The organism is Loigolactobacillus zhaoyuanensis, from assembly GCF_003946385.1.
Taxonomy (GTDB): domain Bacteria; phylum Bacillota; class Bacilli; order Lactobacillales; family Lactobacillaceae; genus Loigolactobacillus; species Loigolactobacillus zhaoyuanensis.
The window spans coordinates 1-21,025 of sequence record NZ_RHOE01000041.1 but is presented as its reverse complement, the minus strand read 5'-3'; the positions used below and the strand labels follow the sequence as shown (position 1 = coordinate 21,025).

At 42.7% G+C, this 21,025-nt stretch carries 16 protein-coding genes; 5 read left to right on the top strand and 11 right to left on the bottom strand.

Annotated elements, in window-relative coordinates; translation table 11 throughout:
* Positions 1-589 precede the first annotated feature (589 nt).
* Entirely contained in the window at positions 590-1,942 is a 1,353-nt protein-coding gene (locus EKM76_RS08885; RefSeq protein WP_125550322.1) for an FAD-dependent oxidoreductase, read from the bottom strand.
* A gap of 336 nt (positions 1,943-2,278) precedes the next feature.
* Entirely contained in the window at positions 2,279-3,124 is an 846-nt protein-coding gene (locus tag EKM76_RS08880; RefSeq protein ID WP_125550321.1) for a methyltransferase domain-containing protein, read from the bottom strand.
* Positions 3,125-3,435: 311 nt separating this feature from the next.
* Between EKM76_RS08880 and guaC the strand changes: the two genes are divergently transcribed.
* Positions 3,436-4,413 carry a GMP reductase gene (gene guaC, locus EKM76_RS08875; protein ID WP_125550320.1) on the top strand — a complete coding sequence of 326 codons (978 nt, stop codon included), beginning with the start codon at positions 3,436-3,438 and terminating at the stop codon, positions 4,411-4,413.
* 184 nt (positions 4,414-4,597) lie between these two features.
* Here the strand turns inward: guaC and EKM76_RS08870 are convergent, their stop codons facing one another.
* The gene (locus EKM76_RS08870) at positions 4,598-4,972 is read right to left on the bottom strand and encodes a PTS glucitol/sorbitol transporter subunit IIA (protein WP_125550319.1); all 375 of its coding nucleotides are present in this window, start codon (positions 4,970-4,972) and stop codon (positions 4,598-4,600) included.
* A gap of 230 nt (positions 4,973-5,202) precedes the next feature.
* On the opposite strand from EKM76_RS08870, the gene EKM76_RS08865 reads away from it, so the two are divergent.
* Positions 5,203-6,237, top strand: a complete 1,035-nt coding sequence (locus EKM76_RS08865) for a lactonase family protein (RefSeq protein WP_125550318.1) — start codon at positions 5,203-5,205, stop codon at positions 6,235-6,237.
* 17 nt (positions 6,238-6,254) lie between these two features.
* Positions 6,255-6,893 carry a copper homeostasis protein CutC gene (locus EKM76_RS08860; RefSeq protein ID WP_125550317.1) on the top strand — a complete coding sequence of 213 codons (639 nt, stop codon included), beginning with the start codon at positions 6,255-6,257 and terminating at the stop codon, positions 6,891-6,893.
* Positions 6,894-6,949: 56 nt separating this feature from the next.
* Here the strand turns inward: EKM76_RS08860 and msrA are convergent, their stop codons facing one another.
* The 6 genes from msrA to EKM76_RS08830 all read right to left on the bottom strand — a co-directional run bounded on the left by msrA (position 6,950) and on the right by EKM76_RS08830 (position 11,847).
* The gene (gene msrA, locus EKM76_RS08855; protein ID WP_125550316.1) at positions 6,950-7,465 is read right to left on the bottom strand and encodes a peptide-methionine (S)-S-oxide reductase MsrA; all 516 of its coding nucleotides are present in this window, start codon (positions 7,463-7,465) and stop codon (positions 6,950-6,952) included.
* Positions 7,466-7,467: 2 nt separating this feature from the next.
* Complete coding sequence (gene msrB, locus EKM76_RS08850; protein ID WP_125550315.1) at positions 7,468-7,905, bottom strand: peptide-methionine (R)-S-oxide reductase MsrB; 438 nt, start codon at positions 7,903-7,905, stop codon at positions 7,468-7,470.
* A 144-nt stretch (positions 7,906-8,049) separates the two neighbouring features.
* Complete coding sequence (mgtE, locus tag EKM76_RS08845) at positions 8,050-9,417, bottom strand: magnesium transporter (RefSeq protein WP_125550314.1); 1,368 nt, start codon at positions 9,415-9,417, stop codon at positions 8,050-8,052.
* A 17-nt stretch (positions 9,418-9,434) separates the two neighbouring features.
* On the bottom strand, positions 9,435-10,328 hold the full coding sequence (locus EKM76_RS08840) for an RluA family pseudouridine synthase (RefSeq protein ID WP_125550313.1): 894 nt from the start codon (positions 10,326-10,328) through the stop codon (positions 9,435-9,437).
* Positions 10,325-11,137 (bottom strand): NAD kinase, encoded by an 813-nt coding sequence (locus EKM76_RS08835; RefSeq protein WP_125550312.1) that lies wholly within the window; start codon positions 11,135-11,137, stop codon positions 10,325-10,327. The genes EKM76_RS08840 and EKM76_RS08835 overlap by 4 nt, the downstream gene beginning before the upstream one ends.
* Positions 11,138-11,148: 11 nt before the next feature.
* Positions 11,149-11,847 (bottom strand): GTP pyrophosphokinase, encoded by a 699-nt coding sequence (locus EKM76_RS08830; protein ID WP_125550311.1) that lies wholly within the window; start codon positions 11,845-11,847, stop codon positions 11,149-11,151.
* A 212-nt stretch (positions 11,848-12,059) separates the two neighbouring features.
* On the opposite strand from EKM76_RS08830, the gene EKM76_RS08825 reads away from it, so the two are divergent.
* Together EKM76_RS08825 and EKM76_RS08820 are read left to right on the top strand one after the other, a co-directional pair.
* Positions 12,060-12,671, top strand: coding sequence for a CYTH domain-containing protein (locus EKM76_RS08825; protein WP_225417908.1), 612 nt, complete (start codon positions 12,060-12,062; stop codon positions 12,669-12,671).
* A gap of 176 nt (positions 12,672-12,847) precedes the next feature.
* The gene (locus EKM76_RS08820) at positions 12,848-13,477 is read left to right on the top strand and encodes a DsbA family protein (RefSeq protein WP_125550309.1); all 630 of its coding nucleotides are present in this window, start codon (positions 12,848-12,850) and stop codon (positions 13,475-13,477) included.
* Positions 13,478-13,542: 65 nt separating this feature from the next.
* On the opposite strand, the gene EKM76_RS08815 is transcribed toward EKM76_RS08820, so the two are convergent.
* Together EKM76_RS08815 and EKM76_RS08810 are read right to left on the bottom strand one after the other, a co-directional pair.
* Complete coding sequence (locus EKM76_RS08815; protein ID WP_125550308.1) at positions 13,543-14,535, bottom strand: MBG domain-containing protein; 993 nt, start codon at positions 14,533-14,535, stop codon at positions 13,543-13,545.
* 21 nt (positions 14,536-14,556) lie between these two features.
* Positions 14,557-20,841: an MBG domain-containing protein gene (locus tag EKM76_RS08810; RefSeq protein ID WP_125550307.1), complete on the bottom strand. Its 6,285-nt coding sequence runs from the start codon at positions 20,839-20,841 to the stop codon at positions 14,557-14,559.
* Positions 20,842-21,025: the final 184 nt, after the last annotated feature.

Genomic DNA, 21,025 nt, shown 5'->3' with positions numbered 1-21,025 from the left:
CTGAGCTAGTGCTGTGACAATTTCTTTGGTAAACTGATTCATGGGGAAGCCTCCTGTGATGTTTGTTTAGACGCTAACTATCATAAGGGAGAGGCTTCCCTTTTTCAATTCCCAATAATTCATTTACACATAATTATTTAAACACTCTAATTTTCTATATAAAACGACTTGCAATTATTTGAATTATATCTAATTTTGATACTTTAAAGTAAATATGACCAGTAAAGTGTATAAAAATTATTTTCACTTAATTGGTATTTTATCATTAATCAAGCCGATTTAGTTATCGGTTTCATTAATCACAATCAGATTCAACGACCTGTGCATCAAAAATTTTCTGAAACATAGGTTGATAGAATCTACTTATCAATACATCTATTATACGCATGCCACTATATCAAGTCACTATAAAATTTTACTCATAAGCTGATCAATGCACTAAAAAATAAATTAATATCAATATAATTTTACTGATTTAAATGAACCAAGCTAGAATAATGGTATAAAAAACCTTCTTAAACAGCGACCAACAATAACGGTCAGCTATCCAAGAAGGAAATAAATTCAGTCATATTTTTTAAATAAACCATTAAGCTAATGTTTCAAATAAATCATTCAGCGCTTCACTCATTGTTGGGTGGGCAAAAATTTGGTCACGTAAAACTTGGTAAGGTAAGTGCTGGTGCATTGCTAATGAAATTAAATTAATGACTTCATAGGCTTCAACACAAAATAAGGTTGCGCCCAAGATTTGATTCTCAGCACCAACTAAGGCCTTTAAATAGCCAGCAGAGTTGCCTAAGATATGTGCTTTCGGCATTGCAGCGGCAGGAATTTTAGCCACTCGATAATTAATTCCTTGTGCTTTAACTTGTTCTTCATTGAGCCCGATCGTTGATAATGGTGGATTCAAAAAAACCGTATGCGGTACTACTTCCTGTTCTTGTAAGGAACGTTTGCCTTCACCTAATAATTGATCATAAACGATCCGATAATCATCTAAAGAAATATAAGTAAATTGCGCGCCTCCACGAACATCACCCATGGCCCACACATTTTCAGCACTAGTCCGTAGGTGATCATCTACAGCAATGCCGCGAGCCGTCGTTTTAATTGTTGTGTTTTCTAGACCTAAATTTTTTATATTAGCAGCTCGGCCAGTCGCTACTAAGATCATATCAGCAGTAAAAGTCGCTGGCTTCCCCGCAACACTGGCATTGATCACTGCGTGCGGCCCGGCATCCGTCACTTGGGTCACAGCAACATCCTGGACGACTTGGATCCCAGCCTGATCAAATTGCGCATGGACAGCTTGGGCGACTTCACGCTCGTCCCGTGACATAAATTGCTTTTGCTTATCCAGAACCGTTACTTGTGCACCAAATTGCGCATACGTGGTTGCAAACTCTAAGCCAATATAACCGCCACCTATGATCACTAGTTGCTTAGGTAGATGTGCCTGGTCCAACATTTCTGTGCTGGTAACCATAAACTTGCTATCACTTAACCCAGGAATAGTTGGCGTAATTGCCTTAGCCCCAGTGTTAATAAAAATACGCTCGCCCCGAACTTGCTCACTAGTGCCATTAGCATAACTAACCATCAGCGTATGATCGTCAGTAAATTTAGCCCAACCGGTCAAAACAGCAACCGCTGGTAAGTCAGCAATTTTATGCAAGTTTTTGGTCCGTAATGATCCAATCAATCCCCGTTTATTTAGAATCGCCTGATGATAATTACGCTGTTTAGTACCGACTACCGGCTCCATCGACAAGGTATATAATAATTTAGACGGAATACAAGCAATGTTGATGCAAGTGCCGCCATACATCTGATCTGAGCCTTCAATCATGATCACAGATTCACCCGCCTTGGCTAACTTAAAAGCCAGCGTTTTAGCGGCCTTACCGAAACCAATAAATACATTTTTTGCTTCGCGCATGAAATACAACCCCCTAATTAAAAATAGTGTTGCCTCTACGCTATAGAAACTAGCACAAGCCTGCCATTTCGTAAAACAATTAGCTTACCGCGTCCATAGAAAAACGCCAGCTAACTTTCCTAAAAAAGTTAGTCTGACGTTTATTTTAAAATAGAAAACGTACGTCCTCGGTGTGGGCACGGCGAGGTCGTACGTTAGTGAAGTTTTAATCACTGATTTTTATCAAAACTTAAAGGTTATTCTGATAAAAGTTAATGAAAAAATACCTTGAAAATAATATAACACCTTAGCCGCGGTTTTACAACTACTTGAGGTTACATTTTCATAACAAAAAATTTAATTGATTACTGGTTGGCCGCCAATTAAAACGGTAACATCAACCGTGATCTGTGGAAATGGTTGTGCCAATAGCTGTTGCAGCTGTTCTGGTGTCGCTTGCCAATGAAGCGGTGTCATCAAGACTAAGTCTGCAAAGTTTTCACGCGGAATATTAAACTGGTAACGGACGCGCTGTGAACTCACTTGTTGGTAACTTTCGTTGAAATGCGCTAATACTTTTTCATTGGAATAGACCGCCCGCCGATCACCAGCAAATAATGCTTGCCGTAGTTCAGCCAAATAATCAGTATTGGGGATCACCTTGATCACTTGTGCACCTGGTCGCATGATCCGGGCAAATTCACGATAATTTGAAGGCGAAAAAATATTTAAAATCGTATCAAAAGTAGCAGCATTAAACGGCAAGTGAGCTAAGTCCGCAACACAGAAAAAAGCCTTGGTCTCCTGCTGCGTAGCTAGATTTACCCCTGCTTTAGAAATGTCGAACCCAATCGCCGTTTGTAACTTATCTTCCAATTTATGCAGTGGCGTTCCTTCGCCACAGCCAACATCAAGTCCAATTGCTTGTTGCGGCAATTTTTCTCGGACAACGTCTAAAAAGCCATCAAATAATCCAGCTTGCAAAATTCGTCGTCGACTAGCCAACATGGCCTGATCATACTCACTTTGGACTTGCCGCTGCAAAAAATAAAGTGTGCCTTTTTTACTAAGATCCAGTTGATGCCCGTTTGGACAGATCAAACTATTCTCACTAACAGTTTGATAGCCCACATGACACACTGGGCATTGAAATAAAGCTAAATTTTGGCGTAAAAATTGCTGACCACGTTCGATTTTTTTCATTATAATCATCCCTTGTGCTCTAAAATAGTACTTCATTGATATTAACCGGCTAATAATTTACTCCCACAAAGTCGGTTATAGTTTGAATTTTATTAAGTTATCCACTGCTGTCTAACATTTTACATCATTATCTGATAAGTTAAATAACGAACTATTTATGACAATTCTTTTTAAATTATCCGTATTTGCCGTTGACTGTCACTTAAAATTAAGGTAATCTAGCTAAGGAGCGAAAAATAAAGTTAAATGCATAGTTATTGTTCGTGTTTTAACCAAATTATACCTATCACTAATTACAAGGAGTGTCCTTAATGCAAGTTTTTGATTATGAAGATATTCAATTAGTTCCTAATAAATGTATCGTCGATAGCCGTTCAGAATGTGATACTAGCGTGGTGTTCGGTTCGCACAAGTTTAAATTACCGGTAGTCCCAGCTAATATGCAAACGATCATTGATGCGCCACTGGCTAAAGATCTAGCTAGTAACGGGTACTTCTATGTTATGCACCGTTTTGAACCCGAAACGCGTGCTGATTTCATCCGGGAAATGCATCAAGCTGATCTATTCGCTTCCATCAGCGTCGGTGTTAAAGACGAAGAATACGATTTTATTGAACAACTTGCGGACGCTAACTTACAACCTGAATATATTACGATCGATATTGCCCACGGCCACAGTCAACGGGTCATCGACATGATTCAGCACATTAAGCAACACTTACCTGAAAGTTTCGTGATCGCCGGTAATGTTGGTACTCCTGAAGGCGTTCGCGAACTAGAAAATGCTGGTGCAGATGCCACCAAAGTTGGTATTGGTCCTGGTAAAGTTTGTATCACCAAAATTAAAACTGGCTTTGGTACCGGCGGTTGGCAGCTAGCAGCATTACGTTTGTGCGCCAAGGCTGCTAGTAAGCCGATCATTGCTGACGGTGGTGTCCGCACGGATGGTGATATTGCGAAATCGATCCGCTTTGGTGCCAACATGATCATGATCGGTTCATTATTCGCCGGCCACGAACAATCACCTGGTAAAACCATTGAACGTGATGGCGAGTTGTACAAGGAATACTTCGGTTCCGCCTCTGAATATCAAAAAGGCGCCCACCGTAACGTCGAAGGCAAAAAAATGTTAGTCACCTACAAAGGTGATATTGCTGACACCTTGGTCGAAATGCAAGAAGATTTACAATCGGCCATTTCTTACGCCGGTGGTAAAGATTTAAAAGCCCTGACCAAAGTCGACTACGTGATCGTTAAAAATTCTATTTTTAATGGCGACCAATATTAAAATAATTAAGCACGAAATGAGCGGCGTTTTACCGCAACATTTCGTGCTTTTTTTATTGAAGTCACTTTTGAAATCTAAGGCAGCCTTTTAGCACTAACCAAGTGTAGGCATTAAAATAGCGACCATAATTGGACTAACAAGTTGGCCGCGGCGCTCTTATGCGCATTAAAAAAGCAGCCACACTTTAGTCCGTCTCGTAGCTGATTTTGGTCCCCACGTGAAATTCTGGTTTAACGGTATTCGTTAGATAAATTCCATTCCCTAACCGATCTGAGGCCGGTAGTGGCGCAAACAATAAAGTAATGTGTCCAATCGTTTGTAAATTCTGATTTGCCACGTCGCCTACATAAGCAATCGTATACGTGTGCGTATCGATCGTGATAACATCACCTTCAGCTAATGTCAATTGCTGCATAACTGTCGGATCAGTAAATTTTTGGATCACTGCAATATCCTGCAGTTCCGGCGTTGCAGTTTGATCAAATAAAATTACTAATGGATCATTAGTTTCAAGTGCATTAGCGCCGATTGCAGTAACCGTGCTTGTGACTGTACTCATAAAATTTTTCCTCCAATTGAAAGGTGGCGCTTTCAATCATGCAGCCACCGCTGTTCTCATTGTCATTAGTGTATCACAAAACCGCTACATTCGTTACTCTTTCCTGCATCATACCGACTATGCTAAGATAAGTCATAAGAACGGGCAACAGCTGTAACAACAACTTTTCACCAAAAAATATTTGCTTACGTATAAGATTACAGCTTATTAATAGAAAGGAAGTCACCCATTTGTCAGTCAACTTATTATTGGGTAGTTATACCCGCAATGCCGGTAGCGGTATTTATCGAGCAACATTAAATACACAACTGCGACACTTATCTCAGCCTAGTGCTTATATTACTGCTGGTAATCCAACTTATCTGGCCGTATCCCAAGCGCAACGTTTGTACAGTGTCTTAGCTGAAGATAACGCCGGCGGTTTGGCCGCCTATGAGCTTAGCGACGCGCCAGCACCTAAGCTGATCAATAAATCATTACAGTCTGGCTCGTCACCTGCTTACGTCGCTGTCGACGAACCACGGCAATTAGTTTACTCAGCCAAGTATCATAGTGGACAATTATTGATCCACCGAATTTTGCCAAATGGTGGCCTAGAATTAGTCAATACTATTACTGATCAAGGTCATGGCCCGAAGCCAGAACAAGCAAGTGCGCACGTCCATTTTGCTGGTTTGACACCAGAACAGCGCTTAGTCACTTGCGATCTAGGCACGGATGAAGTCTTTACTTATGATGTTACCCGTGAAGGTCAAATTAGTGAAGTAGCTGTTTATCATACAGCTGCCGGCTTTGGCCCGCGGCACATTATCTTTCATCCCCATGCTTCACTTGCCTATTTGGTTGGCGAATTAGGTAGCGCTGTTGAAGTTTTACGCTACGATCAAGGAACTGGTGCCTTTACTCACTTACAAACGATTGCGACCATTCCGGCTGACTTCACTGCACATAACGGCGCCGCGGCTATCCGAATTTCTCACGATGGTCGTTTCCTGTACGTCTCTAACCGCGGGCATAATTCATTAGCAGTTTTTGCAATTAACGCCACTGGAACAGAATTAACTTTAGAACAATTAATTGCGACCGAAGGCGAATTTCCTCGTGACTTTGATTTAGATCCTAGTGGGGATTTTGTTGTTTGTGCTAACCAAAATACGAGCAATCTCACTTTGTTTGCTCGTGACGCAGAAACTGGTAAACTAAGCTTATTGCAGAAAAATATTGCTTGCACCGAACCTGTCTGCGTACGTTTTATTAATTTTTAATACTAAAGGAGCTTATCATGCTGATCAAAGAAGCTTGTCTAGAAAATTTCACTTACCTGCCGCAAGCTATCCACCAAGGTGCCAACCGTATCGAACTTTGCGATAACTTGGCCGTTGGTGGCACGACCGTTAGTCACGGTGTTATGGCGGAAACTCTTCGCTACGCCCATGAAAAAGATGTCCCTGTGTTTGTGATGATCCGACCTCGTGGCGGTAATTTTGTCTACAATGATTTAGAATTACGAATGATGGAAACTGATTTATTTACGGCGCAACAATTAGGCGCTGATGGTGTGGTCTTCGGCTGTTTAACCGCTGATAACCAAATTGATGAAGAGGCTATGGAAATGTTGCTAGGTGCAGCCGGTGGTATGGAAGTTACTTTCCATATGGCTTTTGATGAAATTCCAGCAGCACAACAAGCAGCCGCCATCGACTGGTTAGTCGACCATCAAGTTGCACGGATCTTAACCCACGGCGGTCCATTAACTGCGCCACTAAATCTTACTACACTGAAACAAACTATTGCCGCAGCTGATAAGCGGCTGATCATCCTTCCTGGCGGCGGCGTCACCGCGACTAATGCAGCGACGATCGCAACTGAATTAGGTGTTAATGAAGTGCACGGCACCAAAGTCGTCGGCGTACTAGCGTAGCATCCATTTAAAAAAGAGGCTGCAATGACTTTAGATTTGTCATTGCAGCCTCTTTTTTAGTTTTGCCATTTTTTCTGAATGAATTGTTCGCGGCCACCTTGCTCCTCAATAGCGTAGCGCCACGCATTTTTATTATAAAAATCTTGGTGTTCATCCTCAGCTGGATAAAAGGTTTGTGCTACTTCGATTTTGGTAACGATAGGTTGATCAAAACGACCACTAGCTGCTAATTGAGCTTTAGAAGCTTCAGCAACCGCCCGCTCATCATCATCGTTAACAAAAATTACCGGCCGGTAACTATCACCGCGGTCTTGAAATTGACCCATGGCATCAGTTGGGTCAGTCTGCCGCCAGTAAATTTCAACTAACTGTGCATAGGAAATAACTGCTGGATCATAGGTGATCTCAACAGCTTCTGTATGGCCAGTAGTGTGACTAGCGACTTGCTCATACGTTGGGTCAGCTACTGTACCGCCGGTATAACCTGCCACCACCTTCTCAATTCCTGGCTGCGTGTCGAAAGGTTGCACCATACACCAAAAACAGCCACCAGCAAAAATTGCTTTTTTCAAATCTATTCCTCCTTAAATAAAGGCTGATAGTCACCATAGCCCTGCGCTGCTAGCTCAGCGGCTGGAATGAATTTCAACGCTGCCGAGTTAATGCAATAACGCAAACCGCCTTGATCCACTGGTCCATCAGTAAAAACATGACCTAAATGTGAATCAGCTTTTTGACTGCGAACTTCGGTACGCATCATGCCCACCGAGCGATCCAAATGCTGTTTTACCTGTTTTTTATCAATTGGCCGTGTAAAAGATGGCCAGCCACAGCCAGCATCGTACTTATCAGTTGAACTAAATAGCGGCTCACCGCTGACAACATCTACAAAAATTCCCGGCTGATCAAAATCATCATACTGACCACTAAACGGACGTTCCGTTGCCGCGTGTTGCGTCACTTCATAGGCCTGTTCACCGATTTTTTGTTTCAATTCATCTTCTTTAGTCATCATCAAACCGCCTTTCTGTACTTAGATTGTGTACAATCATTAAGCCTATTTTGAGCCGTATTTTAGGTGACGTCAAGCATTCTGCATAACTGCCTCCTCAATTATAAAAAAGGTGCACCCACACATGCTGTGGATTCACCTTTATTAGTGGATAAATGAAGCAACAAAATACTGCGCAATACTAAAATAAATTAACACACTAGTTAAATCACTTAATGTTGAAATAAAGGGGCCACTGGCGACTGCCGGATCGAAACCCAAACGCGCCATCAAGCCAGGGATAAAACTCCCAGCTAAATTGGCCACGATAATTGCGCAGCACATCGCTAAGCCGATCACGAACCCTAAAATAAAACTATGCTTCCAGAAGCCGACCACTAGCGTCACCGCAATTCCCGTTACCAGACCTGTCACCAAGCCGGTCACCATTTCCGAAAATAATGAACGCAAAAAAGTTCGCTCTTGGTCAGGAAAAGCTAAGCGCCGCACCGCGATCGCCAAGCTTTGCGTACCTGCATTACCGGCAGTCCCGGTGATCAGTGAAATAAAAACGGCTAAAATACTGGCTTCACTAACTAGACTTTCATAATGATTGATCAAACTAGCGGTGGACATCCCTAAGAATAACAACGTCACTAACCATGGCAAACGCTTGGCCGCAGCTTTCAGCGGGTTTTCGGTCGTATCCTCAACGTCGACCCCGGCTAACCCGGAATAGTCCGAAACTGCTTCTTCATCAATCACATCGATAATATCATCGACAGTAATAATACCCAATAAATGGTTCTCATCATCAGTTACTGGGATCGCAAAGAAATTATAGTCACGGATAGTTTGGGCGACACTCTCTTGATCATCAGTAACTTGCACCGAGATCACCCGTTCATTCATGATCGTCTGCACCATAGTTTCTTGATCATTGACGATCAAGTCACGCAACGAGATGATCCCGGCTAAATGTTTCGCGTTATCTAAGACATAAACATAGTAGATCAACTCAGCGTCGTCAGCTTTTTCCCGTAATGCATACATCGCCGACGCCAAAGTTTGATTAGCAGCAATGGCAATGTATTCAGTCGTCATGATCGCCCCAGCCGTTTCATCATCGTAATGCAATAAGCTACGCATATCCAGCGCCGGTTGATGTGGCATTTGAGCCAACAAACGGTTGATCGTCGGCTGATCTAAGTGTTCAAGAATATCAACGGCGTTATCGGTGTACATTTCCGTCAACATGCTTGCGGCAAACTCGGGCCGCATTTCCGCTAAGTATTCTGGCATTTCTTCGTCGTCATCATCAATGTCATCGAAAAAATTACCGACTTCGCTAGCAGTCAAAACATCATAAAGTGCTAGTCGTTCAGAACGATTTAGACTCAGAAAAAATTGTGATTGTTCCCAATTATGCAATTCAAAAAATGCCGTTCGAAAAGCGGCTGAATCCTCAGCAGCTAACAAGCGCTTTAGATGTCTTAATTGCGTCACCCAAACTTGATTCTCGATATCTGCCAATTTTCCCGCCTCATTTCTTATTTTTTGATCGTCAGCATTAATTGCTGTAAATCAGCCGGTAAATCGCTGTGTAACGAAAGTTCACGATCTAGAAATGGCTGATAAAACTGTAATTGAGCACAATGCAGTGCCGGCCGCTCTAAACCAGCTACTTGCGGTCCCGCATAGAGCAGATCGCCTAGTAAAGGATGACCGATAGCGGCAAAGTGCACACGAATCTGGTGGGTACGTCCTGTATGCAGTCGTACCTTGACCAAGGCCGCGTGAGCAAATTGTTGCTGCCGCCAATACTCGGTTAGCGCAGCACGACCACCCACCGCCGTTGTCCGCTTAATAAATGAGCCTGGTGCCCGTTTGATCGGCAAGGTGATCCGATTATGTGAATACGCCAACTGCCCACTAACTACCGCCAAATAAGTTTTCTGTAACTGCTGGGTATGCAATTGCTGACTTAATAAAGTGTGAGCAAAAGCATGTTTTGCAAAAATCATTAGCCCAGAAGTGCCACGGTCCAAACGCGTTACAATATGAATACCTTGATCCGTATAACCTTGGCGCTGATAATAACCCAATACGCGATTAGCCATCGTATCGGTTGGATAAAGATGGCTGGGCAACGAAGCAACTTGGGCCGGCTTATCCACCACCAGAAAATGCGCATCCTCCCAAATAATCGTCAACGGCGCTTCTGACGCAGATAGTACTGCAGGTGCGGCCTCAGTCGGTAAGCGCACCGTCAGCTTCTGGCCGGCGATCAACATTGTCCGCACCGTTACGGGTTGTCCAGCAACACTTAGTTCGCCACCATGAAATTTAATTTTCTTCAATAAAGTGCGTGAGATGCCGTGCGCCAACAGAAAAGTACGGACATTTTGCGGTGTTGCGCCATTATATGGCCAATTAAAAATCATTTGTGCTGCTTTTCGCCAATAAAAGCATCTTCCACCCGATTCCAAAAATGCATATGGCGATAACTGGCAAAGGCGATCCGCTGCTTGGCGATTCGATAACGAATTGCTGTGATTGGCCGCTTTTTGGTCATAAAACGATCCACCGTCATCACGTAGTCATCCTTAGCTTTAGGATCAGGATATATATCGATCCATTCATCCTTAGCAACTACGATCGGCGCGCTTAACGTCCGAAAAACGCGATTGTTGATTGAAGCAATCTCTGCTAACTGAATCGCTTCTAATCGGGGATGCAATACGGCCCCACCAATCGATTTGTTGTAGGCCGTTGAGCCAGTTGGTGTCGATACACACAAACCATCGCCACGAAAACTTTCAAATAATTCATCGCGAATATAAACGTCTGCCACCATGGTTGCTGAAAGCCGCTTTAAAGTCGATTCATTTAACGCCAAATAATGGGTCGATGCGTTATCTCCAGCGTAGCGCACACTAACATCTAGTAATGGATAACTGATTTTTTCATTATCATCGCGCTTTAAACTGGCCACTAATTCATCCAATTCATAATCACGCCAATCGGTATAAAACCCCAGATGACCAGTATGGACACCCACGAAGCGAACCCGATCAAGGATATGCACATATTCATGAAAGGCCGATAATAACGTTCCATCGCCACCAACTGTGATCACAATTTCCGGATCATCTTTGACGACAGTAAACCCCTGCTGTTTCAACTTATTCGTTAAGTCTGCAGCGGCACGCACTGATTTAGCATTTGAATTATGAAATACAGTTATTCGCATGTATTGATCCCCTAACTATCCTGTTGTGACGCCGATTCATCGTCGTTGTCCTTGATCTGATTACGTTCAACCGTTCCATCGATCAATTGCTGCCCTTTACCGTAAGAAAATAACTGCTGCGCTTCTTGAATTTCTTCACGAATCGCTGACATTTCTTGATCTAACATGAAGGCTGCCTCAGCGGCACGCTTTAGTCGTTCATTAATTTCATCGGGAAATTCACCTTGATATTTATAATTAAGTGAATGCTCGATTGTCGCCCAGAAATTCATTGATAAGGTCCGAATCTGGATCTCGGCCAATAATTTTTTCTCACCGTGCACCGTTTGGACCGGGTACATGATCACCATATGGTAAGAGCGGTAACCACTAGGTTTAACGTTGGTGATGTAATCGCGCTCCTCGACGACTTCCATATCAGTGCGCTGATGGAGCAGCTCAACAACTTGATAGATGTCCTCAACGAATTGGCACATGATCCGCAATCCAGCAATATCCTGCAGATCTTGTTCCATCAGATCATCGCTGATTTGGCGGCGATGCATTTTTTCGATAATACTATCTACTGGCTTAACGCGGCCGGTAATAAATTCGATCGGGGTGTGCGCATTTTCCTGCTGAAATTGTTTACGCATCCCGCGAAGTTTGATTTTTAGTTCGTCAACTGCCTGTTTATATGGCATTAAAAATAATTCCCAATCTGTTGGCATCGCTACTGTCCCCGTCCCTTTCGCTATCTGCACCAATGATTTTATACTTAAAAATACTGCATCCTTAATGAGCCTTTGTCGCGCAAACGCTCATAATTTTACGGATTGCGCGCATCGCTCATCACGGCATATATCTTCAGCTATTTTAGCATAAATCAGTTCACAGCGTATTACTTGCATTCCGGCTAATAAACATTGTAGACTTGCTTTGAGTGGTTAAGTTTTTTTCAGAAAGGTTATCCGTCATGAGCCAGCAAAAAGAACACGAATTTAAAAATCTATTAACTGCCACTGAGTATCAGCAATTACAGCAAGCCTACTCATTTACAGTACCATTTGTTCAGACTAACTTGTACTTTGATACTGCAACTTATCAATTACGCCAACTTGGCTGTGGACTACGGATTCGTTTGTTTGCTGACCACGCAGAACAAACCTTAAAGATTCCCGGTAATGGTGACCATGATTTGTGGGAGCTGACCGACGCCCTGCCGCTGGCTATTGCCCACAAACAAAAAATCCAGCAGCCTAGCCAAGTTAGCGAACAGCTACGCCATTACCAAATCACCGTGGATCAGCTCCAATTGATCGGCTATGCCCAAACAAAACGGAGCCAAGCCAACTTATCTGACGGCCTATTAGTTCTAGATCAAACTAGTTATAGTGACCAAACGATCGATTATGAAATTGAACTAGAAGTTCAAAACACAACAGCAACCGCCGCTACATTTCAAAATTTGCTGGCACGACAGCAGATTCCGCAACGCACTGTCATCAACAAAGTTGCCCGGGCGCAACAACATTTCCAGCGGGGATCAAAATGAAAAATATCGTGTAAATATTGCTCGTAAGCATTTTTATTGAAAATTTCATTTATTTTGTTAAAGTATGTGTAGTAGCTTGTTAGAAAGTTACTACGTAGAGACGCTAAATCAATTAAAATTACTATCACATTTTAAAATATGCTGTAGAAGTTGTAACCAACATGGGGGACGTAATCGTGTTAGAAATCTATTTATTCGTTAATCCACTGGGCGAACATTGCTTAGAGGCAGAACGGTCTGTCTTAAAAATTGCTGAAGAACACCGCGACACTGTACATTATCAGTTTTTACCACTAGTTAACTTACACACAGTGGATGACGTCATGCAGCGCAGTAAATTTGACGCTCGTGATTTGAAAATGCGCAATAAAGTTTTTCAAACTATTTATGCTGCTGCGCTTGATTATAAGGCTGCACTTTTTCAAGGTAAACGCCGCGGTCAAGAATTCTTAATGACATTACAAAATGAACTAAATTTCCACCACGAACGCTATACTGATCAATTGATCACTAGCTTAGCTGGCACCAATGGTCTAGATGCAGAAATGTTCCATACTGATCGTCGGTCTAAGCTGGCAATAGAAAGTTTTGAAGCTGATCAACGTATTGCTTGCGAAATGCAGATCCAGCATCACCCTTCAGCGGTGATCTATAATTACGCTGATCCCACACAAGATTATGGTATTATGATCGAAGATTGCCATTCTTACGAAGTTTTAAAACAAGTTTGCCAAGGTAATTATGATGCGGCGTTGGCAGCACAAAATTCCACTAACATTCGTAAACAAACGATTCATATCCTCTAAATAACACTTGTTATTAGCATTATAAAAGGCGCATCCCGTAATGGGATGCGCCTTTTATTGTGTCGTTAAGCATCATCTTCGTGTTTCTTACGGCGAATACCGAGTAAGCCGAAAAGTCCACTGAGTAATGCCAAGCCAACTGTTGTTGCGGCAGTACCTGAGGCTTCACCTGTTTGTGGTAACTTCTTAGCCTTATCAAGTAACGTCGTTGGTGCGTTAGTCGTATTGCTGATATTTGCCACCACTGGCTGTCCAGCATTAGTACCAACCGCCGTGCTTGCAGGTGTCTGACCACTATGATTAGGCGTAACCACCGTATCTTGACCAGTTTCAGCCATATTACCGGAACCATTGCCAGTACCACTACCAGAACCTGGATTGGTTTGGTTACCATTCCCTGGATCAGTAGCGACTGCTTGAATAATAAATGTGCCGGCAATAAAGTCACTGCTTGTCAGTGCATAATTTTGTCCTGCCGCCAGCCGTTGTTGTGCAGCTGCACTCAACATAACTGTATAACTACCAGCTTTAGTTGGCACGCCGGTCAGAATCTGACCATTTTGCATAAAGACAAAGTCCGCGTTGCTGACCGAGCCTTGAATTAACTGATCACCAATACTTAGTGTAAATGTTGGTGTTGGGTCACCTTCCTTAATGGTTTGATTATTAACGGTCACCTTAGTCGTTGCGTCAGTTGTATTAGTTGCCTTAGGCGTGATCTTGTACGTACCCGGTGTGAAATCATCGGCGGTAAAGACATAATTCTGGTTAGCCGTAGCAACCTTGTCCTGTCCCTTAGTATTTAACTGAACGTCATAACTGCCGACATTCGTTGGCACACCGTCTACTGTTTTACCAGTCGCTTTATCGATAAATATGAAATCAGCATTGGTTAAATTGCCTGGATCCACAACGTCTTTACCTGGTGTAATAACAAAACTTGGTGTTTTGTCACCGTAAACTGCTGTTGCATCCTTAACTGTGAACGATGTTGCATCAGAAGTTGCTTCAACTGGGTTAATCGTGTACGTGCCGGCCTTAAAATCAGCCGCACTCATTGCATAGTTCGGATTAGCATACTAGACCTTTCCTTGTCCAGTAGTATTTAAGCTCACTGTATACGTACCCTGATCAGTTGGAATACCATCCACTGCTTTGCCAGTAACTTTATTGACAAATGTAAAATTGTCATTAGTTAAGTCAAGGTCAGCAAGATTTAATTTACTGTCTGCACTGACTGTAACACCAAATGCTGGTGTCTCCTGACCAAAGGTGATTTCTTGCTTACCTGTTGTCACTTGAGTTGTTGGATCCTTAGCCACAGTTTCTTTTGGCGTGATTGTATACGTGCCAGCAATAAAGTCATCTGCACTCAGCGTGTAATTTGGATTAGCATCCTGAACTAACTTTTGTCCAGCTGCATTTAAGTTGACCTTGTACGTCCCCTGATCAGTTGGAACTTCATCCAACTTCGTCTTGCCATCAGCCGTATAGAAATCAAAATCAGCGTTAGTTAACGTTACACCATCAAGATTTAATTTACTGTCTGCACTGACTGTAACATCAAATACTGGCGTCTTCTGACCAAAGATAATTTCTTGCTTACCTGTTGTCACTTCAGTTGTTTGATCATCTGGTGTTGTTGCCAATGGATCGATCGTATAAATCCCCGCGATAAAATCGTCTGCACTCAGTGTGTAATTTGGATTAGCATCCTGAACTAACTTTTGTCCAGCTGCATTTAAGTTAACCTTGTACGTCCCCTGATCAGTTGGAATTTCATCCAACTTCGTCTTGCCATCAGCCGTATAGAAATCAAAATCAGCGTTAGTTAGCGTTACACCATCAAGATTTAATTTGCTGTCTGCACTGACTGTAACACCAAACGTCGGTGTCTTTTGACCAAAAGTAATTTCCTGCTTACCTGTTGTCACTTGAGTTGTTTGATCATCTGGTGTTGTTGCTAATGGCGTGATCGTAAACTCACCATCAACTGGTTTAATTGTATAGTTATCATTTTGCCCTGATTGGATACGCTCAACGTATGAACCAACATTTTCACCAGTTGCGCGGCTGACAGTATAAGCCAACTCATCCTTACCAACTAGATCATTTTTATTAACTTTAGAAGTCAGTACGGGATCAGTAGCAGCATAAATCTTCGTATCGCTTCCGGCAGTTACGGTAATTTCTTTCTTAGCAACAACCAATTTGCCAGTAATAGCCCCAAAGGTGAAGTCAGGATTTTCGGCTTGTAGCAGCGCTAATCCAGTGGTATTTAACGTAAGATCATAGCTTCCAGCGGCTAAATATTGACCGCTATTTGTATAAACAGGATCTGTGATATCGATATCGGCAGCGGTTAATTTAATTGTTTTAACGCCACTATCCGTTTGAATATCAAGCGTGTAAGTTGGTGCTGCACCATAGGTTATATCTGCTGCGCCTATAGAAATTGTACTGTACGTTACCGTATCAGCAACTTGCGCATTCACATCATCAACTGCGTTGACCGCATACTTTTCAGCACTTTGTTTAAATGCATAGCCCGCTTGGACATTAGGTGTCACCGCAATAACATCAGCGGTCACAATATCTTCTAGTGGTGTGCCATACGTTCCGGTTAGCTTAGCACCGCCGTTGACCGTGTAAGTAAACGTTTTGTTGTCAGCTTTATTAGCGACTGCATTTACGATCACAGTTTGCGCTTGCGGCGTTAAGACAAATGATGGATTGAAAACATTATCCAGCATCATGGCGATTGCTGCATCGCCTTCATCAACATTAACGTTCAAATCATTAACCGTGTAAATTCCTGCCGAATTTGAGCCTAATGATACATATTTACCACTGTCAAGATAGTGAATAACTGAATCAACCGGGGTGGCCTCGTAACCAGCCGGCTGTCCGTCCCAAGTTATTTTACCAGTTGCAGTTGAATAACTTACCGTTCCAGCACCAATATTTTGGTAGCTACCATCCGCATTCAGCTTGACATAATCCACGTTCAGCGTCTGATCGTTCATTGTATAGTAGATCTTAACCGTTGCATTATCTGCTTGATCGGCAGCATAAGTTCCAGTTAGTGAGCCATCTGTACTGGTCAACGTCAATAACGGTACTGAGTTGATCGTGTGTTCTAGTGTACCGTTGTTCATCCCCTCCATGTAATCCAAGTTAAGGCTTGCTGGCGGCTCAGCAATTGCATAAGTTTCACCGGTCTTACCATGCAACGTAATACTACCGATCACTTTCTCAGTTGTGCTTTCAATAACCTGAACCTCGATTTGGCGGTAATCCGCTACGTAAGTTACGTTAGCAGCATTGTTGGCGCCATCTTCACTAACAACGATCGTACTGTGATCAACATTACTATCATAGCCGTCCTGAGTCCCAGGCGTAATTGCCACTGTATCGCCATAATGAATACCTGTCAAAGACGTGCCGTAAGTTCCAGTTAGCTTGTCACCACCATTCACCGTATAGGTAAATGTCGTCGCGCCATTTTCCACATCGTTACCCGTCGCATTTACCGTAACGGGTTCTTCGTTAGCGGTGTAAGTAATCGTGATATCAGCAGCCGTCGGTTTTTCAGTTTGCGTAACAGGAGCGCCACTACCATCAATTGAGAGATAAGCTGTTTTATCAGCATTTAATTCAATTGTTGCAGTCAGACTTGACGGTGTATAACCAGTGACTAGCGGAATATCAGCATTTGGTGAAGCATTGCTCAAGGTATATCTTAATTGTTCATTTCCATTACCGTCAACTATTCCTGTATCTACGACTCCGTAACTCAGGGTTTGCGTCACGTCATCAGCTGATGTAAAACCAGCACCGACATAATGAATAACGCGGTTGATCGTGATAAAGGCATCACCGGTGATGGTCAGAGCATTATCTTTCACAGTAATATTGTAATTTTTATTAATCTCAGTTTTGGGATCAAATGTTGCTGTCACCGTTTTTGTCCCCGGATAGGTTAACCCAGCACTTAGCGTATATTGTAATTTCTCACCATTGACCTCACCACTAACCGTTGCAGTTGGCGTATGCGGTTGCCCATCATAAGCCATACTCTTACTATCTAGAGTGATCGTTGCTGGCTGTTTAGTGATCGTGTACTCACCTAATGTATCCGTGCTTGTGCCTAAGTTGAAGTTACTAAAAGCGGCTTTCACATTGGTAACGCCTTGCGCAGTTAATACGATTTGATAATCACCGGCATCCTCTAAATCAGCGGATCCAGAGACACTGGTAATCGTATAGTCACCATCGCTCAGTTGAACATCCTTTGGAACGGTAATCTCGGCGGCAGAATCAGTCAAACTCACTGTTGGCACATAATTGATTGCCTTACCGTCGTAGACTTTTGAACTGTAATTAATTTTAATCGTAGCGTCTGCGGGTGTAATTTCATATGTGCCAGTGGCACCAGCAATACCAGACAAATAGTAGTCGGTATTGGCACTCATCAGTTTTTCAAAGCCATTTGTAGTTAAGCTAACTGTGTATAAACCCACACCAGTCAAATCATCAGTCCCAGTAGTGGGGGTATAAATAAAATCAGCACTGACTAGGTTAGCATTTTGGCTAAGCTCAAGTGAAGAGCCATCAGCTAAAGTACCATAGACTTTCGGCACCGCATTGATTGCGCTACTGTCATAAACCTTTGATCCAGCATTGATCTGATACTCTGAAAGTGGTGCAGGACTAATGGTGAAAGTACCCGTTTTTGTTGTAATATCGTAATTGGAATTTTTACCTGCAGTCGCGGTCGCTGTGATCGTATAGGTACCGACCTTTTCTCCAGCGACACGACTAATTGTATAATCGAGCGTTTCTCCAGCAACAACATCACCAGCACGTGCAGTTGCGCTCAGTGTTGGATCTTTTGTGATTCCAAAATTTTTACCAGTATTATTAGCCGTCAATGTAACTGCCTTTTTATTGATCGTATAAGTTGCAGACTTGCTATAATTATTCAACGTGTAGTTACGGTTGACCAGGTCGATTTTGTCGATCCCAGCTTGCGTCAATGTATAGGTGTACGTGCCGGCATCCTTTAAAGTAGCGGTAGCCGTACCAGGTTCTGGCGTAATGGTATAATCATCACCTTGAACCAGATTCACTACTACTGGTGACTCGATGGTTAGCGTTGGCACTGGTTGACCATCATAATCCTTGAAGCCACCATTTAAGGTAACTTCCCCTGCAGCTGGCGTTATCTTAAATAAGCTATTGATCACCGTGATTGCATAATTTTTGTTAATATCACTGTTGTCTAACTTAACGATATATGCGTAATCGTCAACGTTTTCTCCGGCCTCACGAGTCACTTCATAAGCCAATGTTTCGTTATCAACAGTGGCACTTACTGTCGACGCATAACTTGTAGGATCAGCCGTATTAAATACTTTACTTTGATTTGGTGTCACTGTGATCGTTACTGCAGCTTGATCGATCGTATATTCACCTGGCTGCGTTGTGGCAAAGATATAGTCGGTCAACGCTGCTAATTCAGCTTGGCCGTTAACGCTTAAACGAATCGTGTAAGTGTCAACATTTTTAGTGTCTGTCGTTACCTCATCGTTTAAAACGTACTCAAAATCATCCGCTACCCAATCAATTTTTGGCAGCGTAGTTCCGTTATCTGTTCGTACTATGTTAACCGATGGCAAAAAGTCAATATTTTTTCCATCATAAGTTTTATGACCAGAAGAAATAGTAACGCTAGCAGTTGCACCCTGGATCGTGAATGTCCCCGTTTTAAAGGTAATAGCATAATTCGGGTTATCAGTTGCCGCAGCGGTTGCGGTAATCGTATACGTACCAGCCGATTCGCCGATAACACGACTGATGCTGTAGGTCAATTGATCACCGTCAACCAGCTCAGCCGACGTTGCCGTCAATGTTGGATCTGCATCACCAAGTAATTTGGACGTATCCTTAGCTGTAACCGTAATTGCCGCCTTTTTGATCTCATAGCTACCTAGTGCTACCGTAATTTGGTAGTTAGTTTCTGCGTCTAATCGAGCTTGGCCGGCCGTGGTAAATTGAATCGTGTAGCTACCGGCATTGGTTGGCGCAGTAAAGACATTTCCAGCCGCATCTACGTATTCAAAATCAGCAACTGTCCAAGCGATATCTGGTGCCACCATCGCACCAGAAATATCACTAAAGGTTACGTCTGGCAAATAGGAAATAGCAGTCCCATCATAAGTTTTCGAGCCGTCCTTGGAAATCGTCGCCGTGGTTTTGGCTGCAGTGACTGTGTAGCCTTTTGAAGTTACGCCAGAAATTTGGTAACCTGGGTTTTTAGTTGTTAGTAGATTAGGATTCAAATTTATCCCATCAGTATATACGCCGACATCCGCATTATAATAAAAATTACCAGTAGCCATGCCAGAAACATCAACAGGAATAATCTCCCCATTAGCATCTGTAAAAGTTAAATTCTTGTAATCGTTCACTTCATTAGCTGAATCCAACCCATCATAGACTTTAGTTCCCGACACATTAACCGTGATATTGGTCTTATAATATAACGTGATCGCAGTAATTGTCGCGCCAGTAGCATCAGTTGCAACCACGTTACCATTAGCATCGAGAATAAATGAAACGGCTTTTGCTGGATCGTTGATTGCATCATCCGCATTAAATGTATAACCATCAACAGCACTCCCGTCCGTGGTTAGATTTAAAGCAGCATCCCCGTAGCTACCAGTTGTGGTTGTACTAGGTTTAATGGTATTGCCAAAATAATCTTGATAGTTGACTTGGATCGATTCCTGCACAGCCCAGTACTCAACGACATCAGTATTCTTTGTTGCGTCCGCATTTGCTGTAAAGGATGAATTACTTTGCGTTACTGTATAACCAGAAACAATCCCTGGTGTGACAACAACTACATCCCCAACATTGATCCCAGTTAACGCTGTGCCGTAGGTTCCATTTTGAGTAGCACCACCGTTAACAGTATACGTGAAACTACCTGCTTGGTTCGCAGTAACGCTGACCTCTGCAGCAACAACCGTGGGTTCAGTAATCGCTGGCTTACCATCACCGTCAACAAGTTGGCCATCACCATCAACAGTAAAATCATGATAAGTTGCTAACTTTCCGCCTGGTGTTGATGCATCTTTTATACCAATCGCAAATGAAGTTGTACCCGCCGGAATAGTATTCCTTGGAGAAAATGTTCCGCTTTGTGTGGCTGCATTAATTGAAGCCATTAAGTAAAGCGTCGTTCCAGCCGAGGTCGAACTATTAATATAAACTTTTTCAACATCGGTTCGATTATCAACGAAGACAATACCCGCAGTTGTCTGATCTGATAGACCGCCACTTATTACACCATTCACTGCTATGATCACACCATCTTGTGAATAGATAACTGTATCGCGCGTTTTATAATCAAGTTAGCCAAATACTTTTAGCTAATTGATAAAATAAAAAACACCAAGACAAATCTCTGTTATCATTGATGTTCCTACACAAACAATGAAAGAGGTTATTGTCTTGATGCAAGAACAGAATACCACAGTC

Bases quoted from the DNA above. Each gene is read 5' to 3' on its own strand.
- EKM76_RS08885 (WP_125550322.1), bottom strand. From the start codon at position 1,942: ATGCGCGAAGCAAAAAATGTATTTATTGGTTTCGGTAAGGCCGCTAAA.
- EKM76_RS08880 (WP_125550321.1), bottom strand. From the start codon at position 3,124: ATGAAAAAAATCGAACGTGGTCAGCAATTTTTACGCCAAAATTTAGCT.
- guaC (WP_125550320.1), top strand. From the start codon at position 3,436: ATGCAAGTTTTTGATTATGAAGATATTCAATTAGTTCCTAATAAATGT.
- EKM76_RS08870 (WP_125550319.1), bottom strand. From the start codon at position 4,972: ATGAGTACAGTCACAAGCACGGTTACTGCAATCGGCGCTAATGCACTT.
- EKM76_RS08860 (WP_125550317.1), top strand. From the start codon at position 6,255: ATGCTGATCAAAGAAGCTTGTCTAGAAAATTTCACTTACCTGCCGCAA.
- msrB (WP_125550315.1), bottom strand. From the start codon at position 7,905: ATGACTAAAGAAGATGAATTGAAACAAAAAATCGGTGAACAGGCCTAT.
- EKM76_RS08840 (WP_125550313.1), bottom strand. From the start codon at position 10,328: ATGATTTTTAATTGGCCATATAATGGCGCAACACCGCAAAATGTCCGT.
- EKM76_RS08835 (WP_125550312.1), bottom strand. From the start codon at position 11,137: ATGCGAATAACTGTATTTCATAATTCAAATGCTAAATCAGTGCGTGCC.
- EKM76_RS08830 (WP_125550311.1), bottom strand. From the start codon at position 11,847: ATGCCAACAGATTGGGAATTATTTTTAATGCCATATAAACAGGCAGTT.
- EKM76_RS08815 (WP_125550308.1), bottom strand. From the start codon at position 14,535: ATGAGTGCGGCTGATTTTAAGGCCGGCACGTACACGATTAACCCAGTT.